Raw genomic sequence first — 13,922 nt, 5'->3', positions numbered from 1 at the left:
GCTTATAAGCATTGATTTTAAAGGACTGTTAAATAAGAAGAAACACGTCAAAATTTGGGTAAAAATTTTTATAAATTCATGTCTATTGATGTTATTTTAATATGATTTTTAAGTGAATTTTCTTTTATATTGAATTGAATAATCTTCTTTAAGTGCGTTTAAATTTTTAAGTGATAGACGTGCATGTTCAGAATCGTCTTCTTCTAGTTGGTGTTCTAAATTTGTAATGGCTTGTTGAAGTGAATCTTCATAGTTCATTTCTTCAACGTTGAATTCTCTCAGTTGTGAACGTTTGGCGTAACGTTTTTCGAAGTGACTTAGTGCTTTGCGTTCATGGAAGAAGACACCTTCAGTTTCATTTGGATTGTGCAAATCACCTTGTTTAGGATGTTTAATCACTTGTTCCACTTGGACTAAGACTTGATCACCATCATCTTCTTTAATACTCACACCGTAGCTTCCTGTCTTGTGAGCAAATCGATATAACATGCTATATTCCTACCTTTCAAATGTGTTAATATATGCATATATCATAACACGAATGGAGAATTTAAATGACGAACTATCCTCAGTTAAATAAAGAGATTCAAGATAATGAAATTAAAGTTGTCATGCATACGAACAAAGGTGACATGACATTTAAGTTATTCCCAGACATTGCACCTAAAACAGTTGAAAATTTTGTTACACATTCTAAAAATGGATACTATGATGGTGTGACATTCCACAGAGTAATCAATGATTTCATGGTTCAAGGTGGTGACCCAACAGCTACAGGTATGGGCGGTGAAAGTATCTATGGTGCTGCTTTCGAAGATGAATTTTCATTAGAAGCATTCAATTTATATGGGGCACTTTCTATGGCAAATGCTGGACCTAATACAAATGGTTCTCAATTCTTTGTCGTTCAAATGAAAGAAGTTCCTGAAAATATGTTAAATCAATTACTTGACGGTGGCTGGCCACAACCAATTGTAGAAGCTTATGGTGAAAAGGGCGGTACACCTTGGTTAGATCAAAAACATACTGTATTTGGTCAATTAATTGATGGTGAATCTACTTTAGAAGATATTGCGAATACAAAAGTTGGTGCACAAGATAAACCAGTTTATGACGTGGTTATCGAATCAATTGATGTTGAAGAATAAATTTAAAAGATAAACGTTTGAGCTTTAAGTTGTAATGTGTTGATGCAAACCATGCGACTTAAAGCTTTTTTATTTTGGTTAATCTTAGAAGTTGAACGGGGTAGCATTACGTTTCGCACAATAATTTTTAGAATAATTGAAATTTATTATCGTTTTAGTTAGTCCAAAAAAATGATTTATGCTATGATATGTGTGTTAAGAAAAATCGAAATAAGGGGTTATCACGTTGAATAATCACTACAAAGTAGGTCAACATATCAAGGTACGTGTGACTGGTATTCAACCGTATGGCGCATTTGTTGAGACCCCTGACCATACTGAAGGACTTATCCATATCTCTGAAATCATGGATGATTATGTCCATAACTTGAAGAAATTTCTATCTGAAGGGCAAGTTGTTAAAGCTAAAATTTTATCAATCGATGAAGAAGGTAAACTGAACTTGTCTTTAAAGGATAATGATTACTTTAAAAATTATGAACGTAAAAAAGAAAAGCAGTCAGTCTTAGATGAAATAAGAGAGACGGAAAAGTATGGGTTTCAAACACTTGAAGAACGCTTACCGGTCTGGATCAAACAGTCAAAACGTGCGATTCGTAATGACTGAATGACTGTACATTCGTGCCATATGTGATGAAGCTTGCGAAGGGCAAGAAATCACATAATAACGATAATCTTTACGACATTATCTCGTGAAGGTTATCGTTTTTTCTTATATTTAGGGATATAGAGGAATAACGATAATCGTTTTACGAAATGATATTACTGTATCGCTCCCAAGTCATGCCCGCGACAAAGGAGTTAAACAATACGAAGTATGCTACTGTAACCCATCTCTTAGTGTTGCTAGTTTTATATGCACGTGCAAGCAAATAATTAGGGTTGTATGAAACTTACATGATATATTCATGACAGCATTAAAATAAGGAGAGTATCAATAACATGAATAGTAAATATGAACCTTTATTCGAACCAGTCGTTTTACCAAATGGCGTAGAGTTACGAAATCGATTTGTTTTAGCTCCGTTAACCCATATTTCATCAAATGATGATGGTACGATTTCTGATGTGGAAGTACCTTATATTGAGAAGCGCTCTAAAGATGTCGGTTTAGCTATCAATGCAGCAAGTAATATTAACGATGTAGGAAAAGCTTTTCCAGGACAGCCATCAGTTGCGCATGATTCAGATATAGAAGGATTAAAAACACTCGCACAAGCAATGAAGAAAAATGGTGCTAAAGCGCTCGTTCAAATTCATCATGGTGGCGCGCAATCACTACCTAACTTAACACCTCAAGGTGATGTTGTAGCTCCAAGTCCTATGACACTTAAAAGTTTTGGACAAGAAGCTCATGATGCACGTGAAATGACATCAGATGAAATCGAACAAACTATTAAAGATTTTGGTGAAGCTACACGTAGAGTAATTGAAGCAGGGTTTGATGGTGTGGAAATTCATGGTGCTAACCACTATCTTATTCATCAGTTTGTTTCTCCTTATTATAATAGAAGAAACGATGTATGGGCTGATAACCTCAAATTCCCAATGGCTGTAATTAATGAAGTTGTTAAAGCTAAGAAAGAATACGCTTCTGATGATTTTATTATCGGTTATAGATTATCACCAGAAGAAGTTGAATCACCAGGCATTTCAATGGAAATCACTGAACAATTAATTAACCAAATCGCTAATGAACCACTAGATTATATTCATGTATCCATCATGGATATTGATTCTGAAACACGTGAAGGTAAATATAAAGGAGAAAATCGTCTTAAACTTATCCATCATTGGATTAATGGTCGTATGCCGCTTGTGGGTATAGGTTCAGTATTTACACGTGATGATGCGTTACATGCTGTCAATGACGTGGGTGTAGAATTAGTTGCATTAGGACGAGAAATCTTACTTGACTATGACTTCGTTGGTAAAATTAAAGACGGTCGTGAGGATGAAATTATTAACGAATTCGATCCTAATAGAGAAGATAAGCATCATCTACCACCAAACTTATGGCAACAATTCAATGAAGGATTTTATCCATTACCACGTAAAGATAAATAGGAAATAAGTTTAATCCAAGTTCTACTTTTAACATGTAGGGCTTGGATTATTTTTTATACCAAAATGTTGCAAACTGTATTTTAAAAATTGTGAAATTATAGAAAGTTTTGCTTGTAAATTGTAACAGAGTTGTGTCATTATACTTGTAAGGGCTTTCATAAATAAAATATACTTTTTCTAACTCTAAAATATTGTTGTGAAGAATGCCTTTGACACAGTGTTTGTTGGGTTTCCATTTTCAATCAAAAATAAGTATGAGAGCCGTAAGAAATAAGTTATGATATTGGTAATACGTTTTCATTATTTTAAAACAAAGGGGAGATATTATGACTAAATCTGAAGAAATTATTAAATTAACAAACCACTATGGGGCACAGAACTACGTACCACTTCCAATTGTTATTTCAGAAGCAGAGGGTGTATGGGTTAAAGACCCAGAGGGCAATCAATATATGGACATGCTTTCAGCTTATTCGGCGGTGAATCAAGGGCATCGTCATCCGAAAATTATACAAGCATTGAAAGATCAAGCAGATAAAGTCACATTAGTATCGCGTGCATTTCACAGTGATAACTTGGGTTTATGGTATGAAAAAATTTGTAAATTAGCAGGCAAAGATAAAGCGCTTCCGATGAATACAGGGGCTGAAGCAGTTGAAACTGCTCTTAAAGCTGCACGACGTTGGGCATATGATGTTAAGGGCATTGAACCTAACAAAGCAGAGATTATTGCGTTTAATGGTAATTTCCATGGACGTACAATGGCGCCTGTATCATTGTCATCTGAAGCGGAATATCAACGTGGCTATGGCCCATTATTGGATGGCTTCCGTAAAGTTGATTTTGGTGATGTAGATAAACTTAAAGTAGCGATTAATGAGAACACTGCTGCTGTCTTGGTAGAGCCTATTCAAGGTGAAGCAGGCATTAATGTACCACCAGAAGGCTATCTTAAAGCAATTAGAGAATTATGTGATGCGCATAATATTTTATTTATTGCAGATGAGATTCAAGCAGGGTTAGGCCGTTCAGGTAAATTATTCGCTACAGATTGGGACAATGTTAAACCAGACGTTTATATACTAGGTAAAGCATTGGGCGGTGGCGTACTTCCTATTTCAGTTGTCTTAGCTGATAATGAGGTGCTAGATGTGTTTACACCAGGGTCTCATGGCTCAACATTTGGTGGAAATCCACTCGCATGTGCCGTTTCAATTGCGGCATTAGATGTCATTGTTGATGAAGATTTACCAGGTCGTTCATTAGAACTAGGAGAGTATTTCAAATCTGAATTACAAAATATTGAACATCCTTCCATTAAAGAAGTTCGTGGTCGAGGTTTATTCATTGGTATTGAACTTCATGAAAGTGCTAGACCATACTGTGAAGCACTAAAAGAAAAGGGTTTATTGTGTAAAGAAACACATGATACGGTGATTAGATTTGCACCACCATTAGTAATTACTAAAGAGGAATTAGACTTAGCGATAGAGAAGATTAAAAGTGTGTTTGAATAAGTTCAAAAAGTTGTAACATTCGCTTTGTAAACTCTTTAAAAAGCGTATACTTGTGTTACAATAACATTTGAAAGCGAAATCATTAGTTAAAAAAGAGGCGAATAGGATCATGACTGAGAATAATAATTTAGTGACTTCCACACAAGGAATTATTAAAGAGGCATTACACAAATTGGGATTTGACGACGGAATGTACGATCTTATTAAAGAACCATTAAGATTTTTACAAGTTCGCATTCCAGTGCGTATGGATGATGGTACCGTTAAAACATTTACTGGTTACCGTGCGCAACACAATGACGCTGTCGGTCCTACTAAAGGTGGGGTACGTTTCCATCCGGAAGTTGATGAAGAAGATGTTAAAGCATTATCTATGTGGATGACTTTAAAATGCGGTATTGTTGACTTACCATATGGTGGCGGTAAAGGTGGTATCGTTTGTGACCCACGTCAAATGAGTATTCATGAGGTTGAACGTTTATCTCGTGGTTATGTAAGAGCTATTTCTCAATTCGTTGGACCAAACAAAGATATTCCAGCACCTGATGTATTTACTAACTCACAAATTATGGCATGGATGATGGATGAGTACAGTGCACTTGATAAATTCAACTCACCAGGATTCATCACAGGTAAACCTATCGTATTAGGTGGTTCTCAAGGACGCGACCGTTCAACTGCATTAGGTGTTGTTATCGCAATTGAGCAAGCGGCTAAACGTAGAGGTATGAATGTTAAAGATGCTAAAGTAGTGATTCAAGGTTTTGGTAATGCTGGTAGTTTCTTAGCTAAATTTTTATATGACTTAGGTGCCAAAGTTGTTGGCATTAGTGACGCTTATGGTGCATTACATGACCCTAATGGTTTAGATATAGATTATTTATTAGATCGTCGCGATAGCTTCGGTACAGTAACAAACTTATTTGAAGATACAATTTCTAACCAAGAATTATTCGAATTAGATTGTGATATTTTAGTGCCAGCTGCGATCTCTAACCAAATTACAGAAGATAATGCGCATGATATTAAAGCTGACATTGTCGTTGAAGCGGCAAATGGACCAACGACGCCTGAAGCAACACGTATTTTAACTGAGCGTGGCATTTTACTTGTACCTGACGTACTTGCAAGTGCTGGCGGTGTAACAGTTTCATACTTTGAATGGGTTCAAAATAACCAAGGTTATTATTGGACAGAAGAAGAAGTAAATGAAAAATTACGTGATAAATTAGTTACTGCATTCGATACAATTTATGAATTATCTCAAAATAGAAAAATTGATATGAGACTTGCTGCTTATATTGTTGGTATCAAGCGTACGGCAGAAGCTGCACGTTACCGCGGTTGGGCATAATAAGAATCAATTATAAAAAGACTTTGTGAAGCAATTCAAGCTCATCACAAAGTCTTTTTTATATTCATTATTGTTGTGTTTTTGAAACTGCTTTATATTGATCCGCATAATTTGTGAAGACACCATCGACGCCATACTGATTTAATCGTCTCATATCATTTACGTCGTTAACTGTATAAGGATGCACTAAGAATCCTAAATCTTTAAGGTGTCGAGTGTTTTTAATATTTAAATCTGTATATTCTGGACCTACGCCAATCGCATAAGATTTAATTGCTTTTAAATCTTGTTCTGAGGCATTTAATAATTCAAATTTATTCATCAATCTGATGAGTGGGACATGTGAGTTCATTTGATGTAACTTTTGTAAGCTATCTCCAGAAAATGACTGCAACATCACGTGACCATTTTTTAATGAATGATTAGAAAGCATACCATGTTGATTTAAAGTATTAAGTAATTGTTTCTCCATACCTGGATAAACATTAGGGGATTTTGTTTCAATATAGTAGTTCGCATTTTTACCATATCTATTTAAAATTTCATCTAATGTAGGTACTTTTGCATTTTTATATTTTTTATTCGCATATTCAGGATGTGCTTTGTTAAACCAACTTCCAGCATCCAATTTTTTCAATTGTTTCAAAGTATAATGATCTACTCGACCATGACCATTAGTGGTACGGTCTACAGTCTCATCATGCATTGCGACCAAATGACCGTCCTTTGTTCGCTGTAAATCAATTTCTATGTATGACGCGCCTAATTCGTTATGGCTTTTATCATAGGATTGAAATGTATGTTCAGGGGCATATCCACTTGCACCTCTATGCGCGATGGTAGTGAATTTTCTCCAGTTAAATTTTTAGCCCATTTTTTGTGCTTATCATTTGTTTTACCACTTACAGAATCAGCTTCTGGTTGTCGTTTAAACTGAGGATGTTGAGAATTTTGATTTTTGCTGGATTGTGTTGTAGTGTTCGATGTTTGATGTGTTGCTGATTGATGAGTTTGAGTAGATGTGCTTTTTGAATTCATAGAAGTGTTTTGGTTTCCTTTTAATCCAGTTTCATTGGCAAAAGTAGGTGCACTTACACTAGCTAGACCAATCGATAAAGCAGTCAAACTTGTGAAAATAACTTTTTTAGATTTGAACATAAAAACATCCTTTCAAATTAAAGTGATATCTTAAAATTACAATAATTTGAAAGGATGAAAGGCGATTTTACAATATATTAATTTAAAATTTAGTAACTTCAAAATTTATTAAAGTAATCTCAATAAACTGTATCATTTAGGTGTTTAATATTTACATTTGCGTTCTTATACTCACTTATTATGAGTTAGCTAGTAAAGATTTCGCTACCTCTAATTGATGTTTTACAGATTCTTGTCCTGTTGATCCATAACTTTTACGACGTTTTAAGCAATTTTCCGGAGTTAAGTAGTCGTAAATATCTTCTTCAATACTCGAATGATGAGATTGATATTCAGATAAAGGTACATCTAGAAGGTAAATCCCTTGATGGATACAATCTAGAACAATCTTTCCAACGATTTCATGAGCGGTTCTGAAAGGCACATGCTTGCTTACTAAGTAATCTGCAAGTTCTGTTGCATTAGAAAAGTCTTTCTTCACAGTTTCACTAAGTCGATCTGTGTTAACTGTCATTGAAGCAACCATACCTTCAAATATACGTAAAGAACCTTTAATTGTGTGAATTGCATCAAATAGACCTTCTTTATCTTCTTGCATATCTTTGTTATATGCGAGAGGTAGCCCTTTGAGTGTAACCAACATGCTCATTAAGTGACCAGTCGTTCGACCCACTTTACCTCTGATGAGTTCAGCCATGTCTGGGTTTTTCTTTTGAGGCATAATTGATGATCCAGTTGAAAATGAATCTGATAGGGTAATGAATTTTGCTTCATCGGTTGACCAGAAAATGATTTCTTCGGCAAAACGAGAAAGGTGAACCATGGTAAGCGAAATATTATGCAATGTTTCTACGATGTAATCACGATCGCTTACTGCGTCTAGACTATTTTCATAAATATGCGCAAATCCTAATAAATCTTGAGTTTCATGTCTATCAATCGGATGTGTTGTCCCACTTAAAGCTGCAGCACCTAGTGGGGAAATATCGATACGTTTCAGACTATCTTCAAAACGACCTTTATCACGTTCTAACATCCAGAAGTAAGTCAATATGTGATGTGCAAATGAAATAGGTTGTGCGCGTTGAAGATGTGTATACCCAGGCATAATTGTCTCAACATGTTGGTCAGCCAGATTGACAATCGTATGCTGGAAGGATTCAATGAGCTCAATAATATGTTGGACCTGTCCTTTCGTGTATAAATGCATATCTGTTGCCACTTGATCATTTCTACTACGTCCGGTGTGCAATTTACCTCCAGCTTCACCGATACGTTGGATTAATTCATGTTCAATATTCAGATGTATATCTTCTAAAGAAGCTTTGAATTCAATATGACCTTCATTGAAATCTTTTTGAATTTCTTTTAACCCTTTAATAATTGCCTCTGCTTCGTCTTGTGAAATAATACTTTGATTCGCGAGCATCGTTGCATGTGCAATACTGCCTTGTACATCTTGATTGATTAGATTTTTATCAAAATCTATTGAAGCATTAAAGTCATCAACCCAATCTTCAGGTTGCGCTTCAAATCTACCTCCCCAAGCTTTATTGCTCATTACTATAACCTCCATGTAACATCGCATTGACCTGTGTTGGTAATCCATAGATGTCGATAAAGCCAACAGCTGCTTCTTGATTAAATGCATCTTCTTTAGTGTATGTCGCAAGCTTTTCATCATATAAAGTATATGGAGACTGTCTACCATTAACGATAGCATTGCCTTTAAATAATTTAACTCTCACATCACCTTCAACATACTGCTGTGTACTATCAATAAAGAGTTTTAGACTATCTGTAAGAGGTGAGAACCATAGCCCGTTATATATTTGCTCTGAAAATTGCTTTTCAATAACAGGTTTAAAATGTGCAACATCTTTCGTTAACGTAATGGTTTCCAATGCTTTATGCGCTTTAAGTAATACTTCCGCACCTGGTGTTTCATAAATTTCTCTTGATTTAATACCTACCATTCTATTCTCAACATGGTCAATTCTTCCTATACCATGTTTCCCAGCAAGATTATTTAAGTACAAGATAAGGTCATCGAGTGGATAGGCTTTTCCATCGATTTGAACTGGAAGACCTTGTTTAAATGAAATGATAATTTCGTCAGCCTCATCTGGTGTCTCTTCAAGAGGTGTTGTTAAGTCAAATGCGTCTTCAGGCGGCGCAGCATAAGGATCCTCTAAAATCCCACATTCATTTGCTCTTCCCCATAAATTTTGGTCGATAGAGTAAGGTGAATCGTGATTAATTGATACAGGGATGTTGTGTTGAATCGCATAATCAATTTCTTCTTCTCTACTCCAAGCCCATTCACGAACTGGGGCAAAAGCTTTTAAGTTAGGATTTAATGCTTTGATTGCCACTTCAAAGCGTACTTGGTCATTCCCTTTACCTGTACAACCATGTGCAATTCCTACAGAATTTGTTTTTTCAGCTATTTCTACTAACTTTTTGGCGATTAATGGACGAGAAAGTGCAGAAACTAATGGATATGCATTTTCATACATTAAATTCCCTTTAATTGCATAGCTCACATAATCATCGCTAAATTCTTGAGTTGCATCGATAATGTGACATTCAATTGCACCCATATCTAACGCTTTTTGGTATACCACGTCTAAGTCTTTTCCTTCTCCCACGTCTAGGCAACATGCAACGACATCGTAACCCTTATCAATAAGCCTTTGTACCGCAACGCTTGTATCTAAACCGCCTGAATAGGCTAAAACGATTTTTTCTTTCATAAGTTTACACCTCAAATAATTTTCAGAATTTTAATATGGCTACATCATAGCAGATTGTTAATGAAAATAAAACCATTTTATTACATAAATATTCAAAAGTAAAAATCCAGTTAGTTTTATGTATAATGTTTAAAGTTCGATATAATAGTGTTTTTGATATATTTAAAAATTCTGTAAAATGAATAATATATTAATAGTAAGCTGAAGAAAGAAAAGTTTATTTAATTATATTTTGTGATAAAAGTCACAGAAAACTCACTTTTCAATAGAAGAGTTAAACTTGTGAATTGAATAGCACATACAAACTTAGTAAAATTAATTTAGTACATAACATAGGAGGCAATAAGATGACTCATATTCAATTAGATTATGGTAAAACTTTAGAATTTTTCGACAAACATGAATTAGAACAACAAAAAAATATCGTTAAAACGATTCATCATACTATCCATAAAGGCACTGGTGCAGGTAACGACTTCTTAGGTTGGTTAGATTTACCAGTTGATTATGATAAAGAAGAATTTTCAAGAATTGTTGAAGCATCTAAACGTATTAAATCAAATTCTGATGTGCTTGTAGTGATTGGAATTGGGGGTTCATATTTAGGGGCACGTGCAGCAATCGAAATGTTAACTTCTTCATTTAGAACAAGTACTGAATATCCTGAAATTGTTTTTGTAGGAAATCATTTATCTTCAAGCTATACGCAAGAATTAGTTAACTATTTAGCAGATAAAGATTTCTCAGTTAATGTAATTTCTAAATCTGGTACAACTACAGAACCTGCAGTCGCTTTCAGATTGTTTAAACAGTTAGTTGAAGATAAATATGGTAAAGATGAAGCTAAGAAACGTATTTTCGCTACTACTGACAAATCAAAAGGCGCATTGAAACAATTAGCAGATAATGAAGGCTATGAAACATTTGTTGTGCCTGATGATGTAGGTGGAAGATATTCTGTATTAACTGCAGTAGGTCTATTACCAATTGCAACAGCAGGTATCAATATTGAGTCCATTATGATTGGTGCAGCTAAAGCTCGTGAAGAATTATCATCAGAAGATTTAGATCAAAACATTGCGTACCAATATGCAACTATTCGTAATATCTTATATAGCAAAGGCTATACAACTGAAATGTTAATTAACTATGAGCCTTCTATGCAATATTTCAATGAATGGTGGAAACAATTATACGGTGAATCTGAAGGTAAAGATTTCAAAGGTATCTATCCTTCAAGTGCCAATTACACAACAGATTTACACTCATTAGGACAATATGTTCAAGAGGGACGTCGTTTCTTATTCGAAACAGTTGTGAAAGTCAATCATCCGAGACATGATATTACAATTGAAAAGGATAGCGACGATCTAGATGGATTAAATTACTTAGCAGGTAAAACAATTGATGAAGTGAATACGAAAGCCTTCGAAGGTACATTATTAGCACACACTGACGGTGGCGTTCCTAATATTGTAGTTAACATCCCTCAATTAGATGAAGAAACTTTCGGTTATGTTGTTTACTTCTTTGAACTTGCTTGTGCGATGAGCGGCTATCAATTAGGTGTTAACCCATTCAACCAACCTGGTGTTGAAGCGTATAAACAAAACATGTTTGCATTATTAGGTAAACCAGGATTTGAAGATAAGAAAAAAGAATTAGAAGACCGTTTATAATATGTAATATGATTAGGTCTCGTTTTACCATATATCATTAAAAATAAATGCCAATGTCTTGAGTTATATACTTGAGGTGTTGGCATTTTTACGAGGCTGGGACATAATTAATTGTCTCAGCTTTCCTTAACATATTGGCAGTAGATGTCTGAATTGAAAGTGCGCTTATATCAAGCTTCTTTCAATCCTAGCCATCCTTGCCGGCGAGGCCCCAACACCCGGCGGGGCCCCAACATAGAGAATTTCTTAAAAAGAAATTCTACAAACAATGCAAGTTGGGAGTGGGACAACGAAAATAATTTTGCTAAATTATAGTTCTGTCCCACTCCCCATATTGCTCAATTTCATTCATAGAGCCTTACAACTAAGGACTGATTTATATTGTTAACAAAATTTTGTTGTTTCAAAAAGCGTAAATTACCACTATAATAATAAAGTAATATTAACCCTAGAAAGGATTTGATGTTTTGTCGTTTCATCAATTAGAAGAATGGTTTGACGTATTTCGGCAATTCGGATATATTCCTGGGTTCATCATGCTCTACCTTAGAGCAATTGTGCCTGTGTTACCTTTGACGCTATATGTTGTACTATTAATGCACGCATATGGTTCAATTCCGGGAATTATCATCAGTTGGTTAGGCATCGTAACTGGTACATTTACAGTATTTCTAGTGTGTAAGAAACTTGTGAATACTGAGAGAATGAAAAGTGTTAAAAGAAGAAAGTCCGTTCAGAGACTTATAAGTTTTGTAGATAGACAAGGTTTAATACCTTTATTTATATTATTATGCTTTCCATTTACACCAAATACGTTGATTAATCTAGTAGCGAGTTTATCTCATATCAAAGTTAAGTATTACTTTATTGTATTAACTATTTCAAAACTAATTTCAATCACTATTTTAGGAGTAATGGGAAGGGAAGTAACTACCATTTTTACTAATCCGATACGCGCGCTTATTATGCTATTATTACTCGTTGCACTTTGGTTTATTAGTAAAAAAGTAGAAAAACATTTCATGGGTTCTACTAAGGAGTGAAAATGTGCGACGTGCGATTAAATATTTGATTTCCTTAATTTTTGCAATTATTATTGTACTATTCATTCAAAGCTTTATTATTATAGGCGCAGTCATACCAGATCAAAGTATGTCCCCAACTTTAAATAAAGATGATAGAGTGATTGTAAATAAAATTAAAGTTACCTTCGATTTACTTGACCATGGTGATATTATTATGTATCGACAAGATGGGCGAGTTCATTTTAGCAGAATCATTGGTAAGCCTGGAGAATCAATTGAAATTAGAAATCATCATTTATACAGAGATGATAGACGTGTAAATGATAAGTATGCCAAACATAGACAAATCAATAACATTGCATTACGTGATATTAAAAATTCAGATGGAGATACAGTTCCGCCTGGTTCATATGTCGTATTAAATGATAAAGATAGTGACAAATCAGACTCAAGACGCTATGGTTTGATTGACAAAAAGGATATCATTGGCGATGTAAGTTTAAAATATTCCCCATTTAAAGAATTTGCCTATCAATTTTAGGAATTAGAAGAGGTGTAAAAATTGAAAAAAGAAATTATGGAGTGGATTGTCGCCATTGCCGTAGCGCTTGCACTTATATTTGCAATCAAAACATTTGTAGCTAAGCCATACACAATTAAAGGTGATTCCATGGATCCAACGTTAAAAGATGGTGAACGTGTCATGGTTAACATCATTGGTTATAAAATCGGTGGTGTTGAAAAAGGAAATGTCATTGTCTTCCACGCTAATAAAAAAGATGACTATGTCAAACGTGTGTTTTTTTTTTCAGGCTTTAGTGTTCAATATAAAAAGGATACATTATATATCAATGGTAAAAAGCAAGAAGAACCATATTTAAACTATAATGAAAAGCGTAAACAAATTGAGTATATTACTGGTACTTTTAAAGTTAAAGACTTACCAAATGCGAATCCTAAATCAAATGTGATACCTAAAGGTAAATATTTAGTATTAGGTGATAATCGTGAAGTAAGTAAAGATAGTCGTTCATTTGGTTTGATAGATAAAGATCAAATCGTAGGTAAAGTTTCATTTAGATTCTGGCCATTTAGCGAATTTAAATCTAATTTCAATCCAGATCACACTAAAAATTAAGTATATAAAAACTTAACAGAAGAACATCAACGATGGGGATTTCTATAAATAAATTTTATAGAGATCTCCATTTCTATTTA

The 13,922-nt window shown here is 34.4% G+C and carries 12 protein-coding genes and 1 pseudogene; 9 read left to right on the top strand and 4 right to left on the bottom strand.

Features of this window, described 5'->3' with window-relative positions:
- Positions 1-108: 108 nt before the first annotated feature.
- Positions 109-489, bottom strand: a complete 381-nt coding sequence (locus HMPREF3264_RS08825) for a kinase-associated lipoprotein B (RefSeq protein WP_002441791.1) — start codon at positions 487-489, stop codon at positions 109-111.
- 65 nt (positions 490-554) lie between these two features.
- Between HMPREF3264_RS08825 and HMPREF3264_RS08820 the strand changes: the two genes are divergently transcribed.
- From HMPREF3264_RS08820 to HMPREF3264_RS08800, 5 genes are all read left to right on the top strand, one after another.
- Positions 555-1,148 (top strand): peptidylprolyl isomerase, encoded by a 594-nt coding sequence (locus tag HMPREF3264_RS08820; protein ID WP_070873055.1) that lies wholly within the window; start codon positions 555-557, stop codon positions 1,146-1,148.
- Between the two features lie 226 nt (positions 1,149-1,374).
- A complete protein-coding gene (ygs, locus tag HMPREF3264_RS08815; protein ID WP_002441796.1) occupies positions 1,375-1,755 on the top strand; it encodes a S1 domain-containing post-transcriptional regulator Ygs in 381 nt (126 codons plus the stop codon).
- A 335-nt stretch (positions 1,756-2,090) separates the two neighbouring features.
- A complete protein-coding gene (locus HMPREF3264_RS08810; RefSeq protein WP_070873053.1) occupies positions 2,091-3,215 on the top strand; it encodes an NADH-dependent flavin oxidoreductase in 1,125 nt (374 codons plus the stop codon).
- 326 nt (positions 3,216-3,541) lie between these two features.
- Positions 3,542-4,732 (top strand): ornithine--oxo-acid transaminase, encoded by a 1,191-nt coding sequence (locus HMPREF3264_RS08805; RefSeq protein WP_070873051.1) that lies wholly within the window; start codon positions 3,542-3,544, stop codon positions 4,730-4,732.
- Positions 4,733-4,841: 109 nt separating this feature from the next.
- On the top strand, positions 4,842-6,086 hold the full coding sequence (locus HMPREF3264_RS08800; protein ID WP_002441801.1) for a Glu/Leu/Phe/Val family dehydrogenase: 1,245 nt from the start codon (positions 4,842-4,844) through the stop codon (positions 6,084-6,086).
- Positions 6,087-6,153: 67 nt separating this feature from the next.
- On the opposite strand, the pseudogene HMPREF3264_RS08795 reads toward HMPREF3264_RS08800, so the two are convergent.
- The 3 genes and pseudogenes from HMPREF3264_RS08795 to HMPREF3264_RS08785 form a co-directional block, all read right to left on the bottom strand.
- Positions 6,154-7,244 (bottom strand): annotated as a pseudogene (locus HMPREF3264_RS08795) (glycerophosphodiester phosphodiesterase).
- A gap of 178 nt (positions 7,245-7,422) precedes the next feature.
- Positions 7,423-8,805 carry an argininosuccinate lyase gene (gene argH, locus HMPREF3264_RS08790; RefSeq protein WP_070873049.1) on the bottom strand — a complete coding sequence of 461 codons (1,383 nt, stop codon included), beginning with the start codon at positions 8,803-8,805 and terminating at the stop codon, positions 7,423-7,425.
- Positions 8,795-10,000, bottom strand: coding sequence for an argininosuccinate synthase (locus HMPREF3264_RS08785; RefSeq protein ID WP_070873048.1), 1,206 nt, complete (start codon positions 9,998-10,000; stop codon positions 8,795-8,797). Before HMPREF3264_RS08785 ends, argH begins: the two co-directional genes overlap by 11 nt.
- 347 nt (positions 10,001-10,347) lie before the next feature.
- Between HMPREF3264_RS08785 and HMPREF3264_RS08780 the strand changes: the two genes are divergently transcribed.
- The 4 genes from HMPREF3264_RS08780 (at position 10,348) to lepB (HMPREF3264_RS08765) (ending at position 13,842) form a co-directional block, all read left to right on the top strand.
- A complete protein-coding gene (locus HMPREF3264_RS08780) occupies positions 10,348-11,679 on the top strand; it encodes a glucose-6-phosphate isomerase (RefSeq protein WP_070873046.1) in 1,332 nt (443 codons plus the stop codon).
- Between the two features lie 467 nt (positions 11,680-12,146).
- The gene (locus HMPREF3264_RS08775; protein WP_037541249.1) at positions 12,147-12,722 is read left to right on the top strand and encodes a TVP38/TMEM64 family protein; all 576 of its coding nucleotides are present in this window, start codon (positions 12,147-12,149) and stop codon (positions 12,720-12,722) included.
- 4 nt (positions 12,723-12,726) lie between these two features.
- The gene (gene lepB, locus HMPREF3264_RS08770; RefSeq protein ID WP_070873044.1) at positions 12,727-13,245 is read left to right on the top strand and encodes a signal peptidase I; all 519 of its coding nucleotides are present in this window, start codon (positions 12,727-12,729) and stop codon (positions 13,243-13,245) included.
- Positions 13,246-13,266: 21 nt separating this feature from the next.
- Positions 13,267-13,842 carry a signal peptidase I gene (gene lepB, locus HMPREF3264_RS08765; protein WP_070873042.1) on the top strand — a complete coding sequence of 192 codons (576 nt, stop codon included), beginning with the start codon at positions 13,267-13,269 and terminating at the stop codon, positions 13,840-13,842.
- The last annotated feature ends 80 nt before the right edge of the window (positions 13,843-13,922 follow it).

The organism is Staphylococcus sp. HMSC62A08, from assembly GCF_001839105.1.
Classification (GTDB): domain Bacteria; phylum Bacillota; class Bacilli; order Staphylococcales; family Staphylococcaceae; genus Staphylococcus; species Staphylococcus caprae.
The sequence above is the reverse complement of the archived record's forward strand: the minus strand, read 5'-3'. Positions and strand labels throughout refer to the sequence as shown.

Coding starts and splice junctions, on each gene's coding strand:
- HMPREF3264_RS08805 (WP_070873051.1), top strand. CDS start 3,542: ATGACTAAATCTGAAGAAATTATTAAATTAACAAACCACTATGGGGCA.
- HMPREF3264_RS08825 (WP_002441791.1), bottom strand. CDS start 489: ATGTTATATCGATTTGCTCACAAGACAGGAAGCTACGGTGTGAGTATT.
- HMPREF3264_RS08810 (WP_070873053.1), top strand. CDS start 2,091: ATGAATAGTAAATATGAACCTTTATTCGAACCAGTCGTTTTACCAAAT.
- argH (WP_070873049.1), bottom strand. CDS start 8,805: ATGAGCAATAAAGCTTGGGGAGGTAGATTTGAAGCGCAACCTGAAGAT.
- HMPREF3264_RS08780 (WP_070873046.1), top strand. CDS start 10,348: ATGACTCATATTCAATTAGATTATGGTAAAACTTTAGAATTTTTCGAC.
- HMPREF3264_RS08785 (WP_070873048.1), bottom strand. CDS start 10,000: ATGAAAGAAAAAATCGTTTTAGCCTATTCAGGCGGTTTAGATACAAGC.
- HMPREF3264_RS08820 (WP_070873055.1), top strand. CDS start 555: ATGACGAACTATCCTCAGTTAAATAAAGAGATTCAAGATAATGAAATT.
- HMPREF3264_RS08800 (WP_002441801.1), top strand. CDS start 4,842: ATGACTGAGAATAATAATTTAGTGACTTCCACACAAGGAATTATTAAA.